The sequence below is a fragment of the Brevundimonas aurantiaca genome, from assembly GCF_014199955.1.
GTDB classification, from domain to species: Bacteria; Pseudomonadota; Alphaproteobacteria; order Caulobacterales; family Caulobacteraceae; genus Brevundimonas; species Brevundimonas aurantiaca.
Window position 1 is genome coordinate 39,815 of the sequence record NZ_JACHOQ010000001.1, and the last position, 15,660, is coordinate 55,474.

The 15,660-nt window shown below is 67.3% G+C and carries 16 protein-coding genes; 8 read left to right on the forward strand and 8 right to left on the reverse strand.

Annotated features, from left to right (window positions below):
* Positions 1-22: 22 nt before the first annotated feature.
* The gene (rnd, locus tag GGQ93_RS00160) at positions 23-1,174 is read right to left on the reverse strand and encodes a ribonuclease D (RefSeq protein ID WP_152950613.1); all 1,152 of its coding nucleotides are present in this window, start codon (positions 1,172-1,174) and stop codon (positions 23-25) included.
* Positions 1,175-1,253: 79 nt separating this feature from the next.
* On the opposite strand from rnd, the gene purM reads away from it, so the two are divergent.
* The 3 genes from purM (at position 1,254) to GGQ93_RS00175 (ending at position 5,194) form a co-directional block, all read left to right on the forward strand.
* On the forward strand, positions 1,254-2,291 hold the full coding sequence (gene purM / locus GGQ93_RS00165) for a phosphoribosylformylglycinamidine cyclo-ligase (RefSeq protein WP_183214749.1): 1,038 nt from the start codon (positions 1,254-1,256) through the stop codon (positions 2,289-2,291).
* Between the two features lie 4 nt (positions 2,292-2,295).
* On the forward strand, positions 2,296-2,880 hold the full coding sequence (purN, locus tag GGQ93_RS00170) for a phosphoribosylglycinamide formyltransferase (RefSeq protein WP_183214750.1): 585 nt from the start codon (positions 2,296-2,298) through the stop codon (positions 2,878-2,880).
* A 265-nt stretch (positions 2,881-3,145) separates the two neighbouring features.
* Positions 3,146-5,194 (forward strand): M13 family metallopeptidase, encoded by a 2,049-nt coding sequence (locus tag GGQ93_RS00175; RefSeq protein WP_183214751.1) that lies wholly within the window; start codon positions 3,146-3,148, stop codon positions 5,192-5,194.
* Between the two features lie 76 nt (positions 5,195-5,270).
* On the opposite strand, the gene GGQ93_RS00180 is transcribed toward GGQ93_RS00175, so the two are convergent.
* The 4 genes from GGQ93_RS00180 to GGQ93_RS00195 all read right to left on the reverse strand — a co-directional run bounded on the left by GGQ93_RS00180 (position 5,271) and on the right by GGQ93_RS00195 (position 6,816).
* Positions 5,271-5,471: a YMGG-like glycine zipper-containing protein gene (locus tag GGQ93_RS00180; protein ID WP_008260739.1), complete on the reverse strand. Its 201-nt coding sequence runs from the start codon at positions 5,469-5,471 to the stop codon at positions 5,271-5,273.
* A gap of 119 nt (positions 5,472-5,590) precedes the next feature.
* On the reverse strand, positions 5,591-6,010 hold the full coding sequence (gene ndk, locus GGQ93_RS00185) for a nucleoside-diphosphate kinase (RefSeq protein WP_054766137.1): 420 nt from the start codon (positions 6,008-6,010) through the stop codon (positions 5,591-5,593).
* Positions 6,011-6,085: 75 nt separating this feature from the next.
* The gene (locus GGQ93_RS00190) at positions 6,086-6,508 is read right to left on the reverse strand and encodes a type II toxin-antitoxin system VapC family toxin (protein WP_183214752.1); all 423 of its coding nucleotides are present in this window, start codon (positions 6,506-6,508) and stop codon (positions 6,086-6,088) included.
* A complete protein-coding gene (locus GGQ93_RS00195; RefSeq protein ID WP_054766139.1) occupies positions 6,505-6,816 on the reverse strand; it encodes a type II toxin-antitoxin system Phd/YefM family antitoxin in 312 nt (103 codons plus the stop codon). Before GGQ93_RS00195 ends, GGQ93_RS00190 begins: the two co-directional genes overlap by 4 nt.
* Before the next feature lie 45 nt (positions 6,817-6,861).
* Here GGQ93_RS00195 and GGQ93_RS00200 point away from each other — a divergent pair, with 45 nt between their 5' ends.
* Complete coding sequence (locus GGQ93_RS00200; protein ID WP_183214753.1) at positions 6,862-8,748, forward strand: ABC-F family ATP-binding cassette domain-containing protein; 1,887 nt, start codon at positions 6,862-6,864, stop codon at positions 8,746-8,748.
* Positions 8,748-9,002 carry a DUF2164 domain-containing protein gene (locus tag GGQ93_RS00205; RefSeq protein WP_221233485.1) on the forward strand — a complete coding sequence of 85 codons (255 nt, stop codon included), beginning with the start codon at positions 8,748-8,750 and terminating at the stop codon, positions 9,000-9,002. The genes GGQ93_RS00200 and GGQ93_RS00205 overlap by 1 nt, the downstream gene beginning before the upstream one ends.
* Positions 9,003-9,005: 3 nt before the next feature.
* Here the strand turns inward: GGQ93_RS00205 and GGQ93_RS00210 are convergent, their stop codons facing one another.
* Complete coding sequence (locus tag GGQ93_RS00210) at positions 9,006-9,824, reverse strand: hypothetical protein (protein WP_183214754.1); 819 nt, start codon at positions 9,822-9,824, stop codon at positions 9,006-9,008.
* Positions 9,825-9,898: 74 nt separating this feature from the next.
* Here GGQ93_RS00210 and trmFO point away from each other — a divergent pair, with 74 nt between their 5' ends.
* Positions 9,899-11,296 carry a methylenetetrahydrofolate--tRNA-(uracil(54)-C(5))-methyltransferase (FADH(2)-oxidizing) TrmFO gene (gene trmFO / locus GGQ93_RS00215; protein ID WP_183214755.1) on the forward strand — a complete coding sequence of 466 codons (1,398 nt, stop codon included), beginning with the start codon at positions 9,899-9,901 and terminating at the stop codon, positions 11,294-11,296.
* On the opposite strand, the gene GGQ93_RS00220 is transcribed toward trmFO, so the two are convergent.
* Both GGQ93_RS00220 and GGQ93_RS00225 read right to left on the reverse strand, forming a co-directional pair.
* Positions 11,293-11,946, reverse strand: coding sequence for a squalene/phytoene synthase family protein (locus GGQ93_RS00220; protein ID WP_183214756.1), 654 nt, complete (start codon positions 11,944-11,946; stop codon positions 11,293-11,295). The two genes, trmFO and GGQ93_RS00220, sit on opposite strands and share 4 nt — an antisense overlap.
* Positions 11,947-11,950: 4 nt before the next feature.
* Positions 11,951-12,967: a polyprenyl synthetase family protein gene (locus GGQ93_RS00225; protein ID WP_183214757.1), complete on the reverse strand. Its 1,017-nt coding sequence runs from the start codon at positions 12,965-12,967 to the stop codon at positions 11,951-11,953.
* A gap of 124 nt (positions 12,968-13,091) precedes the next feature.
* Here GGQ93_RS00225 and GGQ93_RS00230 point away from each other — a divergent pair, with 124 nt between their 5' ends.
* Entirely contained in the window at positions 13,092-13,847 is a 756-nt protein-coding gene (locus GGQ93_RS00230) for a tRNA1(Val) (adenine(37)-N6)-methyltransferase (RefSeq protein WP_183214758.1), read from the forward strand.
* Between the two features lie 128 nt (positions 13,848-13,975).
* Entirely contained in the window at positions 13,976-15,643 is a 1,668-nt protein-coding gene (gene ettA / locus GGQ93_RS00235) for an energy-dependent translational throttle protein EttA (protein ID WP_054766145.1), read from the forward strand.
* The last annotated feature ends 17 nt before the right edge of the window (positions 15,644-15,660 follow it).

A 15,660-nucleotide genomic window follows, 5' to 3' on the forward strand; every position in this document is an offset into this window, starting at 1 on the left:
ACGGCGCGTCGAGCCCCGGCCTCTAGCCTTCGATCTCGACCACCTCGACCCGGGCGCCGCTCAGCACCAGGGCGATCTCGCCCCGTTTCAGCTTCAGCGCGTCCTCGCCGAAGATCTGACGCCGCCAGCCCTTCAGCGCATCCACGTCGGCGTCGTCCGTAACGGCGATCTTCTCAAGGTCGGAAACCGTGGCGATCAGCTTGGGCGCGACGCCGGCGTTGTCGCTCTTGGCCTTCAGCAGCACCTTAAGCAGCTCGACCACCGACGGAGGCGCCGGCTGGCGATGGGCAGGGCGCTCCATCTCGGGCGCATGGGATTCCGGATCGGCCAGAACGCGTTTCAGCTCCTCGGCCAGTTCCAGCCCCAACCGCGATCCGCCGAACCCCTTGGGCACCGAACGCAGCCGGTTGAAGGCGTCGGGGTCGGTCGGCGCCTGTTGCGCGACCTCGTCGATCCCCTCGTCCTTGAGGATGCGGCCGCGCGGCTGGTCGCGCTCCTGGGCCGCCCGCTCGCGCCAGACGGCCACGGCCTTGAAGGCCGCCAGATATTTGGCTGAGAACTTCTTGGGCTTCAGCCGCTTCCAGGCGTTCTCGGGATTGGTGTCGTAAAGGGCCGGATCGACCAGGCTCTCCATCTCCGCCATCACCCAGTCCAGCCGACCTTCCTTCTTCAGCCGGTCGCGCAGCTTCGGATACAGGGCCGCCAAATGCGTCACGTCGCCCAGGGCATAGACCAGCTGGCTGTCCGACAGGGGGCGTCGCGCCCAGTCGGTGAAGCGGCTGCCCTTGTCCAGTTCGACGCGCAGCATCTGCCGCACCAGGGAATCATAGGCGACCTGTTCGCCGAACCCGGCCGCCATGGCCGCCACCTGGGTGTCGAACATCGGCTTGGGCATGGCGCCCAGGCGCACGAAGATTTCGACGTCCTGTCGACAGGCGTGGAAGACCTTGATGATCTTCGGGTCGCGCAGCAGATCCAGGAAGGGCTCCAGGTCCAGGCCTTCCGCCATCGGATCGATGATGCCGGCGTGATCGGCGGACGCGGCCTGGATCAGGCACAGCCTGGGCCAGTAGGTCGTTTCCCGCATGAACTCGGTGTCGACCGTGATGAACGGGGCGGCGGCGAGGCGGGCGCAGAAATCGGCCAGCGCCTCATTGGTGGTGATCGGCGTCATTCCGATGCTATAGCCCCCCGCAACCCACCTGTGGCAAGAGCCGCGCTGCATTTCCGCCCCGATTCCAGGCCCGAGACCCATGAGCGACACCCAAAAACCTCTCGAAAACGGCCTGACCTACGCCGACGCCGGCGTGGACATCGACGCAGGCGAGATGTTGGTCGAACATATCAAGCCCCTGGCCAAGTCCACGGCGCGGCCCGGTTCCGAGCCCTCGCTGGGCGGATTCGGGGCCCTGTTCGACCTGAAGGCCGCCGGGTTTGAGGACCCGCTGATCGTCACCACCACCGACGGCGTGGGCACCAAGCTGAAGATCGCCATCGAAACCGGGCGTCATGACGGCGTGGGCGTCGACCTGGTCGCCATGTGCGTCAACGACCTCCTGGCCCAGGGCGCCGAGCCGCTGCTGTTCCTCGACTATTACGCCACCGGCCGCCTGGAGATCGACGCCGCCCGCCGCGTGGTCGCCGGCATCGCCGAGGGCTGCCGCCAGGCGGGCTGCGCCCTGGTGGGCGGCGAGACGGCGGAAATGCCCGGCATGTACACCGAGGGCGACTATGACCTGGCCGGCTTCAGCCTGGGCGCCGTCGAGCGCGGCCACGCCCTGCCCTATCTCGACCGCCAGGCGGCCGGCGACATCATCATCGGCCTGGGCTCCACCGGCCCGCACTCGAACGGCTATTCGCTGGTTCGCAAGGTGGTCGAGAAGTCCGGCCTGGCCTGGGGCGACGACGCCCCCTTCGCCAAGGACCGCTCCCTGGCCCAGGCCCTGATGGAGCCGACCCGCATCTATGTGAAGCCGGTCCTGCCGCTGATGAAGGCGGGCCTGGTCAAGGGCGCGGCCCACATCACCGGCGGCGGCCTGATCGAAAACCCGCCGCGGTGCATCGCCGAGGGGCTGAAAGCCTCGTTCGACTGGGACGCCTGGCCCATGCCCCAGGTCTTCCAGTGGCTGGCCGAGGCCGGCGGCATCAGCGACCACGAGATGCGCCGCACCTTCAACTGCGGCGTCGGCTTCATCCTGATCGTCTCGCCCGAGAACGCCGAGCCGGTGCTGGCCGCCCTGCTCAACGCGGGCGAGGTCGCCTTCGTCTGCGGACAGCTGGAAGCGGCCTGATCTCGTGAAGACGCGCGTTGCGGTCCTGATCTCGGGGACCGGCTCCAATATGGCCGCCCTGATCGACGCCAGTCAGGCGGCGGACAGCGGCTATGAGGTCGCCCTGGTCCTGTCCAACATCGAGGGCGCGGGCGGTCTGGCCATCGCCGCAGCCAAGGGGGTTCAAACAGTCGCCGTTCCGCACAAGCTCTTCGGCAAGGACCGCGAGGCGCATGAGCGGGCGGTGGACGCGGCCCTTCGCGCCGTCGGCGTCGAGGTGGTCGCCCTGGCCGGCTATATGCGCATTTTGACGCCCTGGCTGGTGCGCGCCTGGGAGGGTCGGATGCTGAACATCCACCCCAGTCTTCTGCCCCTCTATCCCGGCCTCGACACCCACGCCCGCGCCATAGCGGCGGGCGACGCCGAAGCCGGCTGCACCGTCCACCTGGTCACCGAAGGTGTCGACGAAGGCCCGATCCTGGGCCAGGCACGCGTTCCCATCGTCGACGGCGACACGACCGCGAGCCTGGCAGAACGGGTCAAGACGGCGGAGCATCGGCTGTATCCGCAGGTGCTGGGTGATTTCTGCAAGGGTCTGGCGCGGGGTTGAAGCCCTCTACCAAAGGCCCGTCATCCTAGGCCTTGTGCCTAGGATCCATACGCTCGGCTTATGGCGTGTGGCACGGTCTGCGAGCGTGCGCTCGTCCCTCCGTCTTGAGTTTATGGATCCTAGGCATGAGGCCTAGGATGATGACTTGTCGGCGGCGCGTCCCCGTCCTCTAAACACCTCCGTCCCCAGATTACGAAAACTTCATGCGACACCGCGCCGCACCGGCGCAAAGGTGCCGCCGACCAAAATCGGGACCTTATCCTTCATGCAACGTATTCGCCTGATGGCCGCCTGCTCGGCCTGTATCGTCGTCGCCCTGACCGGCGGCGCCTCGGCCCAGGACCATTCGCACGGGGCCCACGCCGCGCCCGGCTTCGGCGCCTGGGGCTTCGACCTTGCCGGCCGCAACACGGCGGTGAGGCCGGGCGACGACTTCAACGAATACGCCAACGGAACCTACCTCAGCACCACCGAGATCCCGGCCGACAAGGCCCGGTTCGGCCCCTTCGACGTCCTCTATGAGAACGCCCAGGCTCAGCTGAAAGCGATCATCGAGTCCAGCGCCGCCAACCCGGTCAACGCCAACGCCCAGAAGGTGGGCGCCCTCTACGCCAGCTTCATGGACGAGGCCCGCGTCGAACAACTGGGCGCCGCGCCCATGGCCGCCGATCTCGCCGCCGTGAAGGCCGTCTCCGACCACGCCGCCATGGCCCGCCTGATGGGCGCCAGCCATTCGGGCTTCGGCGGTTCGCTGTTCGGCGTCGCCGTGTTCGAGGACCTGCAGAACCCGAACATCAACTCGGCCTATCTGGGCCAAGGCGGGCTCGGCCTGCCCGACCGCGACTATTATCTGAAGCCGGACTTCGCCGCCCAGCGCGAGGCCTATCTGGCCTATCTGACCCAGACCCTGACCGCCATCGGCTGGACCAAGCCGGCTGAGACGGCCGCCGACATCCTGGCCTTCGAGACCAAGGTCGCCGAGAAACACTGGACCACGGTCGAGCGTCGCCAGATCGACAAGCTCTACAACCCCAGCAAGGTCGCCGATCTGGCCGCCCTGGCCCCCGGCTTCGACTGGCCCGCCTTCCTCGACGGCGCCCAGGTCGGAAACCTCGACACCCTGATCCTGATGGAGAACACGGCCATCCCCGGGATCGCCCAGGTCTTCGCCGAGACCCCCATCGAGACCCTGAAGGCGTGGGAAGCCACCCAGATCGTCGATCAGGCCAGCCCCTATCTGTCCAAGGCCTTCGTCGACGCCCGCTTCGAATTCCGCGGCAAGACCCTGCGCGGTCAACCGGAGAACCGTCCGCGCTGGAACCGGGGCGTGGCCCTTGTCGACGGCCAGCTGGGCGAGGTCCTGGCCCAGGAATATGTCCGCCTTCACTTCCCCGCCTCGTCCAAGGCCCAGATGGAGACCCTGGTCGACAACATCCGCGCGGCCATGACCGAGCGGCTGAAGACCCTGGACTGGATGAGCGAGGCGACGCGCGAACAGGCCCTCTACAAGATGTCCAAGTTCGGGGTGAAGATCGGCTACCCCGACAAGTGGCGGTCTTATGACGGTCTCGAACTGACCCCCGGCGACCTGTACGGCAATGTCGAACGCTCCAGCGCTTTCGAGTGGGCGTATCAGCGCGGCAAGATCGGCAAGCCGGTCGATCCGCTGGAATGGGGCATGACGCCCCAGACGGTGAACGCCTATTACAACCCGCCGCGCAACGAGATCGTCTTCCCGGCCGCCATCCTGCAGGCGCCCTTCTTCGATCCGAACGCGGACCCGGCCGTCAACTACGGCGGCATCGGCGCGGTCATCGGCCATGAAATCACCCACGGTTTCGACGACCAGGGCCGCAAGTCCGACGGCGACGGCGTGCTGCGCGACTGGTGGACGCCGGAAGACGCCGCCCGGTTCGAAGCGCGCGCCAAGGTGCTGGGCGACATCTACAACTCGCTGGAACCCATCCCCGGCGTCCATGTGAACGGCGACCTGACCATGGGCGAGAACATCGCCGATCTGGGCGGCCTGCTGCTGGCGCTGGACGCCTATCACAAGTCGCTGAACGGCCAGCCGGGCCCGGTGATCGACGGCCTCACCGGCGACCAGCGGGTGTTCCTGGGCTGGGCCCAGGTCTGGCGCGAGAAGTCGCGTCCCGAGGCCCTGCGCGAACAGCTGACCACCGACCCGCATTCGCCGGGCGCGGTCCGCGCCGCCACTTCGCCGCGCAACATCGACGCCTGGTACGCCGCCTTTGGGGTCTCGCCGGATCAGAAGGAGTACATCGCCCCCGAGGCCCGCGCCCGCATCTGGTAAGCGGTCGCACAAGCCCGAACGAAAAAGGCCCGGAGCGTCGCTCCGGGCCTTTCTTTTTCAGCGAAGGCGAAAAGCCTTACTTCGGCGTGGTTGCTGCGCCGGCGACGGCACCGATCGCGGCGCCCGCCACGGTCGAGCCGGTGTTGCCGCCGACAACCTGGCCGGCGACGGCGCCGCCCAAGGCGCCGGTGGCGGCGCGTTGTTCCATGGTCTGGCCGCAGGCGGCCAGCAGGGCCACGGCGCCGATGACGGGGGTCAGTTTCAGCAGGGTTTTCATAGGTCTTCTCCGGGGGGATGAGATGATGTTGACCCAACGAAAAGGCCCGCGTCCGGTTCCGGACGCGGGCCTCTGTCTCTGGCGCTACGCTCGGGACGCGGTCCCTCGCGCTTGAACGCTTAGCCGACGATCTGGTCTTCGGTGAAGAACTGCTCGATTTCGATCTTGGCGTTGTCCAGGCTGTCCGAGCCGTGGACCGAGTTCTCGCCGATCGACAGGGCGAACTGCTTGCGGATCGTGCCTTCGGCGGCCTGTTCCGGGTTGGTGGCGCCCATGACTTCACGGTACTTGGCCACGGCGTTCTCGCCTTCCAGCACCTGGACCACGACCGGCTCGGCGGTCATCTGCTCGACCAGTTCGCCGTAGAAGGGACGCTCGGCGTGGACTTCGTAGAACTTCTTGGCCTGGTCGGTGGTCAGCTTGACGCGGCGCTGGGCCACGATGCGCAGGCCGGCGCCTTCGATCACGGCGTTGATCGCGCCGGTCAGGTTGCGGCGGGTCGCGTCGGGCTTGATGATCGAGAAGGTGCGTTCGGTCATGGGAATTGACTTCTTGTTAGGGAGAATGAGGTCGCGGGCTTATAGCGACGCCCCGCCCCCGCGCCAAGCCGTCTTTCAGCAGGCGATGGCCCGGATGTGGCCAGCGGCGGCATAGTCCAGAATGGCGCGATCTCGGGTGACGACGAGCAGATCGTCTACCCGCGCCTGCGACACGAGCAGTCTGTCAGCAGGGTCCTTGTGAAACGGTTCAGGCAGCCTTGCTGCGGTCAAAGCCGCCGCCGCGGAAAGAGGTAAAGCCTGCGCAGTGGCGCTGGACATCGCCGCTTCGAACCAGACGACAGGATCTCCAGCGATCTGGAGAAGGCGTCCCGTTCGGGTCGCGGTCGCCAGCATGCCGATTTCCCAGGCCGAGACCGACGAAACCCAGAGATCGTCGGCTTGCGCCGCTTTGGCGATGACGTCGCGCGCTTCTTGTCTGATCGAAGCTCCGAGAACCATTCTGATGAAGGCGTTCGTGTCCAGGAGCACGCCGCTCATTCTTCATCCCACAGGCCACGCTCCGGATCACATACCCCGTGTAGGGCGGGGTCGTAGATCGGGCCGTCGATGTCCAGCCCTTCAGGTATGATCAACGTGCCCTTCATACCACCAAAGATGCTGTTGGGATCCCACGGCTTCTCCGCTGGGTGATCGGGAGACCTTACCACCGCCACTTCCTTGCCGCGCTTGGTGATGCGAACTCGACGGATCTCGCCCGAGTTCACACGATCCAGCAGGTCCAGGCACTTGGCCTTGAACTCCGTGGCCGTTATGACGACCTCGCCGCCTACAGGGTCATACGTCATGACTGGTCATATTGAGATGACCAGTCAGAAAGTCAATTCGTCCTCATGCTCCAGATCAACAACCTGACCCTGAACGCTTGGGGCCGCCAGTTTCTGGACGACGCCTCGGTCAGCCTGCCGCCCGGCTCCAAGGTGGGTCTGGTCGGGCGCAACGGTATCGGCAAGTCGACCCTGTTCAAGGTGATCCTGGGCGAACTGGCCGCCAACGGCGACGAGATCAGCCTGCCCAAGACCGCCCGCATCGCCTCCGTCGATCAGGAACACCCCGCCACCCCCGTCAGCGTGCTGGAGACCATTCTGGAAGCCGACGTTGAGCGCCACGAGCTGATGACGCGGCTGGAAACCGCCGATCCCGAGGAGATGGGCGAGATCTGGGGCCGGCTGATCGAGATCGACGCCGAGAGCGCCCCGGCGCGCGCCTCGGAAATCCTGGTCGGCCTGGGCTTCAGCCAGGAAGACATCCAACGGCCCATGTCGCACTTCTCGGGCGGCTGGCGGATGCGCGTGGCCCTGGCCGCCGCCCTGTTCGCCGAACCGGACATGCTGCTGCTGGACGAACCGACCAACTACCTCGATCTGGAAGGCGCCTTGTGGCTGGAGGCGCGGCTGAAGAAATACCCGCACACGGCCCTGATGATCTCGCACGACCGCGATCTGCTGAACTCGGTCTGCACCCATATCCTGCAGCTCTCGAACCGCAAGCTGGAGCTCTACACCGGCAACTACGACACCTTCGAGCGCACCCGGGCCGAAAAGCTGCGGCTGATGGAGGCCACCAAATCCAAGCAGGACGCCGAGCGCGCCCACCTTCAGAAGTTCATCGACCGCTTCAAGGCCAAGGCCTCCAAGGCCACCCAGGCCCAGTCGCGCGTCAAGAAGCTGGAGAAGATGGAGCGGATCGAGCTGCCGCCCGAAGAACGGGTCGCCCCCTTCGTCCTGCCTTCGCCGGAGCGCCCCCTGCCCCCGCCCCTGATCCGTCTGGAGAAGGCCAGCGTCGGCTATGAGCCGGGCAAGCCGATCCTGCGGAACCTGAACCTGCGGATGGACCTGGACGACCGCATCGGCCTCTTGGGCGTCAACGGCGCCGGCAAGTCCACCTTCGCCAAGTTGATCGCCAAGGCCCTGACCGTCGACGCCGGCGAGTTCCACCGCGACGGCAAGATGCGGGTCGGCTGGTTCCACCAGCACCAGATCGAGGCGATGGATCCCGAGGACACGCCGTTGCAGATCATCCTGCGCGCCATGCCCGAAGCGTCCGAAAGCAGCCGGCGCAGCCGCCTGGCCCAGTTCGGCCTGCCCTTCCAGAAGCAGGACACCAAGGTGGGCGCCCTGTCCGGGGGCGAGCGCGCGCGTCTTCTGCTGAACCTGGTGGCCATGGATGCTCCCCACATCCTGATCCTCGACGAACCGACCAACCACCTGGACATCGACAGCCGCCGCGCCCTACTGGACGCCCTGAACCAGTACACGGGCGCCGTGATCCTGATCACCCATGACCGGTCGCTGATGGAGCTGGTCGCCGACCGGCTGTGGCTGGCCGCCGACGGCACGGTGAAGCCGTTCGAAGGCGACATGGACGACTACGCCAAGTTCGTGCTCGACCGCGCCAAACAGGCCGGGATGAAACCCAGCCAAATCAAGCATGAGCCCGTGGCCGAAGCGGCGCCTGTCGCTGCGCCCAAGGCGGAGAAAAAGAAATCAGGCCCCTCCCCCTCTACCCTGCGCCATGCGGTGAAGAAGGCGGAAGAGGAGATGGCCCGCCTGACCGCCGACCTGGCCCGTATCGACACCGACCTCGCCGCTGCGGCAGCCGCCAATGACTCGAAAAAGCTGGAAAGCCTGGGCCGCGCCCGCGCCAAGACCCAGGCCGATCTGGACGCCGCTGAAACCGCCTGGATCGCGGCGGAAGAGGCGCTGGCCGAGGTGGCGTGATGATCAAGCCCGTTCAACTGTCCAAGGATCAGCGCGCGGCCGCCACGGCCAGGCTGCGCGCCTATTTCCGCGACGAGCTGGAGCTGGAGCTGGCTCAACTGCCGGCCGAGATGTTGCTGGACTTCATCGGCAAGGAAATCGGCGCGATCTTCTACAATCGCGGCGTTCAGGACGCCCAGCAGTTGGTCCAGCAGAAGGCGGAGGACTTGGTCGAGGCCCTGTACGGCCTGGAACGCTCGGTTTCGATCCGTTAGGCGTCAGCCCGGATCGCGCGCGTCCGGAGCCCAATATTCCAGCCGCTGATAGGCTTCGCCCAGGAAGACGGCGGCCAAGGGCGCCTCCAGCCCCGACAGGACCAGGGCGGATGCCACGTCCCTGGCGGCGCCGGACAGCAAGCCCGCAGCGGAGAGCCCGATCAGGACCAGCTTGGGCAGGCCGACCACGATCAGCCCGCCCAGCAGGGGCCAGAAACTGCCCTGGGCGACGCCCATGCTGTTCAGCGAGACCATATGCCCGCGCCCCAGGGTGGCCGGGGCGAACAAGGACAGCCGCACGGCCATCACCAGAACCCCATAGGCCACCAGCAGGGTCACGACCGCGAGCAGCACCAGCTTCCACACCGGACCGACCGCAGCCCAGTTCCGCTGGTTGATCGCCTCAGCGTCCAGCCCCGCCATTCCGAACAGGGCCAGAAGCAGCAGGGCCGCAACCGACAGGATCATGGCCATGAAGACCGCGCACAGCAGGGCGGCGCCCAGCAACCGCAGTTCCGGCCATCCGAACTGAAGACCGGCCGGACCCAGTCCGCGTCGCCGCGCCTCATCCAGATCGACGCTGACCGCAATCCGCGTCAGGCCGCCCGCCAGGGCCAAGCCGGCGACGAGGCCGGCGATCTGGCCGACACCCCGCCCGATCATCGCCCACGAGGCTTCAACCGCATGGGCGCTCCACCCGGCGACGCTCCAAACGACGGCGCAGACCAGGATCGCGCCCCACGCGCCCCGCCAGGCCAGCGGCAGCTTTGCGAAGGCGGCCTTCAGGGTCTCGCCTAACGGCAACTGTCTGTGACGGTTCACGCGCACCCCCTCATCCCCGCCGCGACATAGCAGGGGATCATGACATCACGCCAGACGGCCGCTAGAAGGCCGCGATGAACGCTTCCCCCACATCTCCTTCCCCTGTTCACGTCATCGGCGGCGGCCTGGCCGGCTCGGAAGCCGCCTGGCAGATCGCTCAGGCCGGCGTGCCCGTCATCCTGCACGAGATGCGCGGCGTGCCCGGCGTGAAGACCGACGCCCACCAGACGGACGGACTGGCCGAACTGGTCTGCTCCAACTCCTTCCGCTCGGATGATTGGGAGTACAATGCGGTCGGTCTGCTGCACGCCGAGATGCGCGCGCTGGACTCGGTCATCATGGCATGCGGCGACGCCCATCAGGTGCCGGCGGGCGGCGCCCTGGCGGTGGATCGCGACGGCTTTTCCCAGGCGGTCACGGCGAAGCTGGAGGCCCACCCTCTGATCACCGTCGTACGTGAGGAGATCGTCGGCCTGCCGCCTGAGGATTGGGACAATGTGATTGTCGCCACCGGCCCCCTGACCTCGCCCCCCCTGGCCGACGCCATCCTGAAGGCGACGGGCGAGGAGAGCCTGAGCTTCTTCGACGCCATCGCCCCCATCGTCCACGCTGACTCGATCGACTTCGACATCGCCTGGCGGCAGTCGCGCTATGACAAGGAAGGTCCCGGCGGAGACGCGGCCGCCTACGTCAACTGTCCGATGGACAAGGACCAGTACGAGGCCTTCATCGACGCCCTGCTGAACGGCCCCAAGGCCGAGTTCAAGAACTGGGAGCACGTCCCCTATTTCGACGGCTGTCTGCCGATCGAGGTCATGGCCGAGCGGGGGCGCGAGACCCTGCGACACGGCCCGATGAAGCCCGTCGGCCTGACCAATCCGCGCAATCCGACGGTCAAGCCTCACGCCATCGTCCAGCTGCGTCAGGACAACGCCTTGGGCACCCTGTTCAACATGGTCGGCTTCCAGACCAAGCTGAAGCACGGGGCGCAGGCCGAGGTCTTCCGCATGATCCCCGGCTTGCAGAAAGCCCAGTTCGCGCGTTTGGGCGGCCTGCACCGCAACACCTATCTGAACAGCCCCCAGTTGCTGGACAAGCAGTTGCGGCTCAAGGCCATGCCCCGCCTGCGCTTCGCCGGCCAGGTCACGGGGGTCGAAGGCTATGTCGAGAGCGCCGCAATGGGCCTGCTGACCGGTCGCCTCGCCGCAGCGCAGGCTCTGGGCCGCGACCTGTCGCCGCCCCCGCCCGAGACCGCCATGGGCGCCCTGGTCGAGCACATCACCGGGGGCCACCTGGAAGGCTCCAAGTTCCAGCCGATGAACATCAACTACGGCCTGCTGCCCCCGCTGGAGGCCCCCAAGGTCGATGAGGACGGCAAGCGCATCCATCCCAAGGAACGCGGCCGGGCCAAGAAACGGCTTCAGAGCATTCGGGCGATGGAGAGCCTGAAGGCCTGGCGGGACGCGGGCTAAACCCGTCCGCGCACCGTCGCCCAGATCAGCCGCAAACGCTTGAGCGGCTCCGGCTGATCGGGCGTCGTCAGGGCGGCCGAGGCCACGGCAGGGAAGGCTTCGGCGGGCAGGCTCTTCAAGGCCGCGTTCGCCGTCCCGCGTCCCGCCCGCGCCTCCTCCGTCCGCCCTACCTGCGCCAGCCCCCGCATCCGCCCCGCCTCGACCACCTTGTGCGCATGGCCTGGACCGGCCAGCACATGAACCGCCGTCTGCATCGGGCCGACGTAGAAGGCGTCCAGGTCGTGGGGCTCGCCGTGGACGCGGCCGATATGGGCCTCGATCAGGGCGTCGAAGGGGGCGCGGTCCAGGCCGTGGCGGGCGACCAGATCGGTCAGGGCCTCCAGCACCGGGTGACCCTTGCGGGGGATCCCGGCGAAGACCCCGTCCAGCTGCTCGGCCCACCAGGTGTAGCGCATCTCGGCCAGAAGCGGCTGGGTCACCCGCGTGGGTATGGCCATCAGCTCGGCCTCGAAGGCGTAGAGGGTGATCAGGTCGGCGCGGGCGCGCGCGTCGGCGACCAGGCGGCTGGACAGCCAGCGGTCCAGATCGGCGGCGCGGACCTGGGCGTCCAGACTCGCCGCGACCGTCGCCGTCGGATCGGGTTCATTCACAGGTTCAGGCGGCACGCGAAACGGCGAAATCGGCCAGGTCTTCCAGGGCCGCGCGCCAGTCGGAGGCCGGCAGGACCGACAGGGCGGCCTTGGCCTGATCGGCGTAGTCGCCGGCCAGGTCCAGGGTCGCGCCGATGGCGCCCGAGCCGATGACCAGTTCGCGGGCTCGGGCGAAGTCCTCGGGCGTGCGTTCGCCCTTGGTCACGGTCCGCTCCCAGAAGGCGTCCTCGCGGCCCCGAGTGCGGGCCACGGCCAGCAGCAGCGGCAGGGTGGCCTTGCCCTCGTTGAAGTCGTCGCCGGCGTTCTTGCCCAGGGCCTCGGCGGTCGCGCCGTAATCCAGGGCGTCATCGGCCAGCTGGAAGGCGATGCCCAGGGCCATGCCGTAGTCGCGCAGGGCCTTGACCGCTTCGACCGACGCCCCGGCGCCCACGGCCCCCGCCTCGGCGGCGGCGGCGAACAGTTCGGCGGTCTTGGCCGAGATGATCTGAAGATAGGTGGCCTGGTCCAGGTTCAGGTCGTGGGCGCGGGTCAGCTGCAGCACCTCGCCTTCCGAGATCACGCGCGAGGCCTCGGCCAGAATGCCCAGAGCCCGCATCGAATCCGTTTCGACCATCAGTTCGAAGGCGCGCGCGAACAGGAAGTCGCCGACGAGGACGCTGGTGGGCGCGCCCCAGATCAGATGAGCGGCGACCTTGCCTCGACGCAGCTCCGACGCATCCACGATGTCGTCGTGCAGCAGGGTGGCTGTGTGGATGAACTCCACCGCCGCCGCCAGCTTCTTGGGCGACAGAATGTCCCCTTGCGCGCCCGTGGCCCTGGCGGCGGCGACTGTGAGCAGGGGCCGCAGCCGCTTGCCCCCCGCCGAGACTAGATGTTCGGCCAGTCTTGGGATGATCGGCACATCCGACTGCATCCTGTCGATGATCAGGGCGTCCACCTCAGCCATATCGGTTCCGGCCAGCCGGACGAGGGCGTTCACATCCCCCTTCGGACGGGGAAACACGGCAGGGGCGAGGTCCAAGGGGATACTCTTTCGCAGGTCGCGCAACGTCCGCCGCGCAGCTAATTCCGACCGCGTCCGCTTGCCGGATCGCGATGGCGCGCACAATGGTGATCACCCCCCGGAGGGTCAAGGAGATTGAGGCTTGGACAGCGTTCCCGCCGCGCCGGAAGTCGTCGAGAACGCCCTGCTGGGCGGGCGCGTGCGTTTGCGACAGCCCGCGCGGGGTTATCGCGCCGGCATGGACGCCGCCCTTTTGGCTGCCGCCGTCGCGCCACGGCCGGGCGAGCGGCTGTTCGAAGCCGGCTGCGGCGCGGGGGCGGTCCTGATGCAGATCGCCGCCCGTCATGAGGGGGCTTTCCTGACGGGGCTGGAGCGCGATTCGCTCGCCGCCGATCTGGCGCGTCAGAATGCGGCGCTGAACGGTTTCACGGACCGTATGACCGTCATCGACGGCGAAGTGGCGGCGGGCTTCCGCCCCCTGGAGCTGCCGGCCTTCGACTGGGCCGTATCCAATCCCCCCTTCTTCGACGACCCGGGCGCCCTGCGCGCGCCGGCCCCTGGCAAACAGGGCGCCTGGATGGCCGAGGACGGCCTGGCGGCCTGGACCGGCCTGCTGCTGAAAGCGGTGCGCGAGGGCGGCCGGATCGTGATCATCCACCGCGCCGACCGCCTGGCCGATCTGCTGGCCCTGCTGGGAGACAAGGCCGGGTCCTTCGCCATTCGACCGATTCAGCCCTTCGCCGAGGAACCGGCCAAACGGGTGCTGGTCCGGGCGATCAAGACCGGCAAGGCGCCGTTGCGCCTCCTGCCGCCGCTGGTGCTGCACGACCGGTCGGGCGCCAAACACACGCCCGAATCCGAGGCCCTTCTGAGAGGCGAAGCCGCTCTGGACTGGTGAGAGGCCCCGTCCCGAGACAGGGCGCCCGACCCGCCGATACTCGCCTTATTTGCTCTCGCGCCTCAGGATCGCTACATCCGCGGCAACCTCCCCCATTCGACGAAACCCCAAGGGCGAAATCGCACCTCATGGCGCAGCAATATATTTTCCAGATGCAGGGTCTGACCAAGACCTTCCCCGGCGGCCGCAAGATCTTCGAGAACATCTGGCTCAGCTTCTACAACGACGCCAAGATCGGCGTGGTCGGGGTCAACGGCTCGGGTAAGTCCACCCTGCTGAAGATCATGGCCGGCCTGGACACCGAGTTCTCCGGCGAGGCCCGCGCCGCCGACGGAATCAAGCGCGGCTATCTGGAGCAGGAGCCCCAGCTCGATCCCGCCCTGAATGTTCGCGAGAACGTCGAGGCCTGGTGCGAGGAGAAGCAGTGGGTCAACCGCTTCAACGCCGTCGCCGCCGAACTGGGCGAGAACTACACCGACGAGCTGATGGAGGAAATGACCAGCCTCCAGGAGAAGATCGACGCCGCCGACGTCTGGGACATCGACAGCCGGATCGAGATGGCCATGGGCGCCCTGCGCTGCCCGCCCGACGACTGGGAAGTCACCAACCTGTCCGGCGGTGAGAAGCGCCGCGTCGCCCTCGCCCGCCTGCTGCTGTCCAAGCCCGACATGCTGCTGATGGACGAACCGACCAACCACCTGGACGCCGAATCCGTCGCCTGGCTGCAGCACCACCTGGAGAACTTCCCGGGCTGCGTCATCCTGGTCACCCACGACCGCTACTTCCTGGACCAGGTCACCAAGTGGACCCTGGAGCTGGACCGCGGCAAGGGCCACCCGCACGAGGGCAACTATTCCTCCTGGCTGGAAGCCAAGCAGAAGCGCGTCGTGCAGGAGCAGTCGGAATCCGAAGCCCGCCAGCGCGCCCTCACCCGCGAACTGGAATGGGTCCGTTCGGGCGCCAAGGCCCGTCAGGCCAAGTCCAAGGCCCGTCTGGCCGCCTACGAACGGATGGTCGAGGAACAGGAATCGATGCGCGGGGCCCAGACCCACGCCCATATCCAGATCCCGCCCGGCCCGCGCCTGGGCAATGTGGTGCTGGAGGTCGAGGGCCTGCAGAAGTCCTATGGCGACAAGCTGCTGTTCGACAATCTGACCTTCAAACTGCCGCCCAACGGCATCGTCGGCGTCATCGGCCCCAACGGCGCCGGCAAGTCGACCATGTTCAAGCTGATCACCGGCCAGGAAAAGCCCGACGGCGGCTCGATCCGCGTCGGCGAGACGGTCAAGCTGGCCTACGTCGACCAGTCGCGCGACGACCTGAAGCCGGACGAGACTATCTGGCAGGCCATCTCCGGCGGCACCGACGTGATGATGGTCGGCAAGCGCGAGATCAACACCCGCGCCTACGTCGGCAGCTTCAACTTCAAGGGCGGCGACCAGCAGAAGAAGGTCGGTCAGCTGTCCGGCGGCGAGCGCAACCGCGTCCATCTGGCCAAGACCCTGGCCGCCGGCGGGAATCTGATCTTGCTCGACGAACCGACCAACGACCTGGATATCGAGACCCTGCAGAACCTCGAGGAGGCTCTGGAGGAGTTCGCCGGCTGCGCCGTGGTCATCTCCCACGACCGCTGGTTCCTGGACCGTCTGGCCACCCACATCCTCGCCTTTGAAGGCGACGGCCATGTGGAATGGTTCGAAGGGAACTTCGAGGCCTACGAACAGGACAAGATGCGCCGCCTGGGCGCCGACAGCATCATTCCCAAGCGCCTGCAACACCAGAAGTTCGGGCGCTGATCGCCTGATCTAAAAAG

Coding starts and splice junctions, on each gene's coding strand:
- rnd (WP_152950613.1), bottom strand. CDS start 1,174: ATGACGCCGATCACCACCAATGAGGCGCTGGCCGATTTCTGCGCCCGC.
- purM (WP_183214749.1), top strand. CDS start 1,254: ATGAGCGACACCCAAAAACCTCTCGAAAACGGCCTGACCTACGCCGAC.
- GGQ93_RS00175 (WP_183214751.1), top strand. CDS start 3,146: ATGCAACGTATTCGCCTGATGGCCGCCTGCTCGGCCTGTATCGTCGTC.
- GGQ93_RS00180 (WP_008260739.1), bottom strand. CDS start 5,471: ATGAAAACCCTGCTGAAACTGACCCCCGTCATCGGCGCCGTGGCCCTG.
- ndk (WP_054766137.1), bottom strand. CDS start 6,010: ATGACCGAACGCACCTTCTCGATCATCAAGCCCGACGCGACCCGCCGC.
- GGQ93_RS00190 (WP_183214752.1), bottom strand. CDS start 6,508: ATGAGCGGCGTGCTCCTGGACACGAACGCCTTCATCAGAATGGTTCTC.
- GGQ93_RS00195 (WP_054766139.1), bottom strand. CDS start 6,816: ATGACGTATGACCCTGTAGGCGGCGAGGTCGTCATAACGGCCACGGAG.
- GGQ93_RS00200 (WP_183214753.1), top strand. CDS start 6,862: ATGCTCCAGATCAACAACCTGACCCTGAACGCTTGGGGCCGCCAGTTT.
- GGQ93_RS00205 (WP_221233485.1), top strand. CDS start 8,748: ATGATCAAGCCCGTTCAACTGTCCAAGGATCAGCGCGCGGCCGCCACG.
- trmFO (WP_183214755.1), top strand. CDS start 9,899: ATGAACGCTTCCCCCACATCTCCTTCCCCTGTTCACGTCATCGGCGGC.
- ettA (WP_054766145.1), top strand. CDS start 13,976: ATGGCGCAGCAATATATTTTCCAGATGCAGGGTCTGACCAAGACCTTC.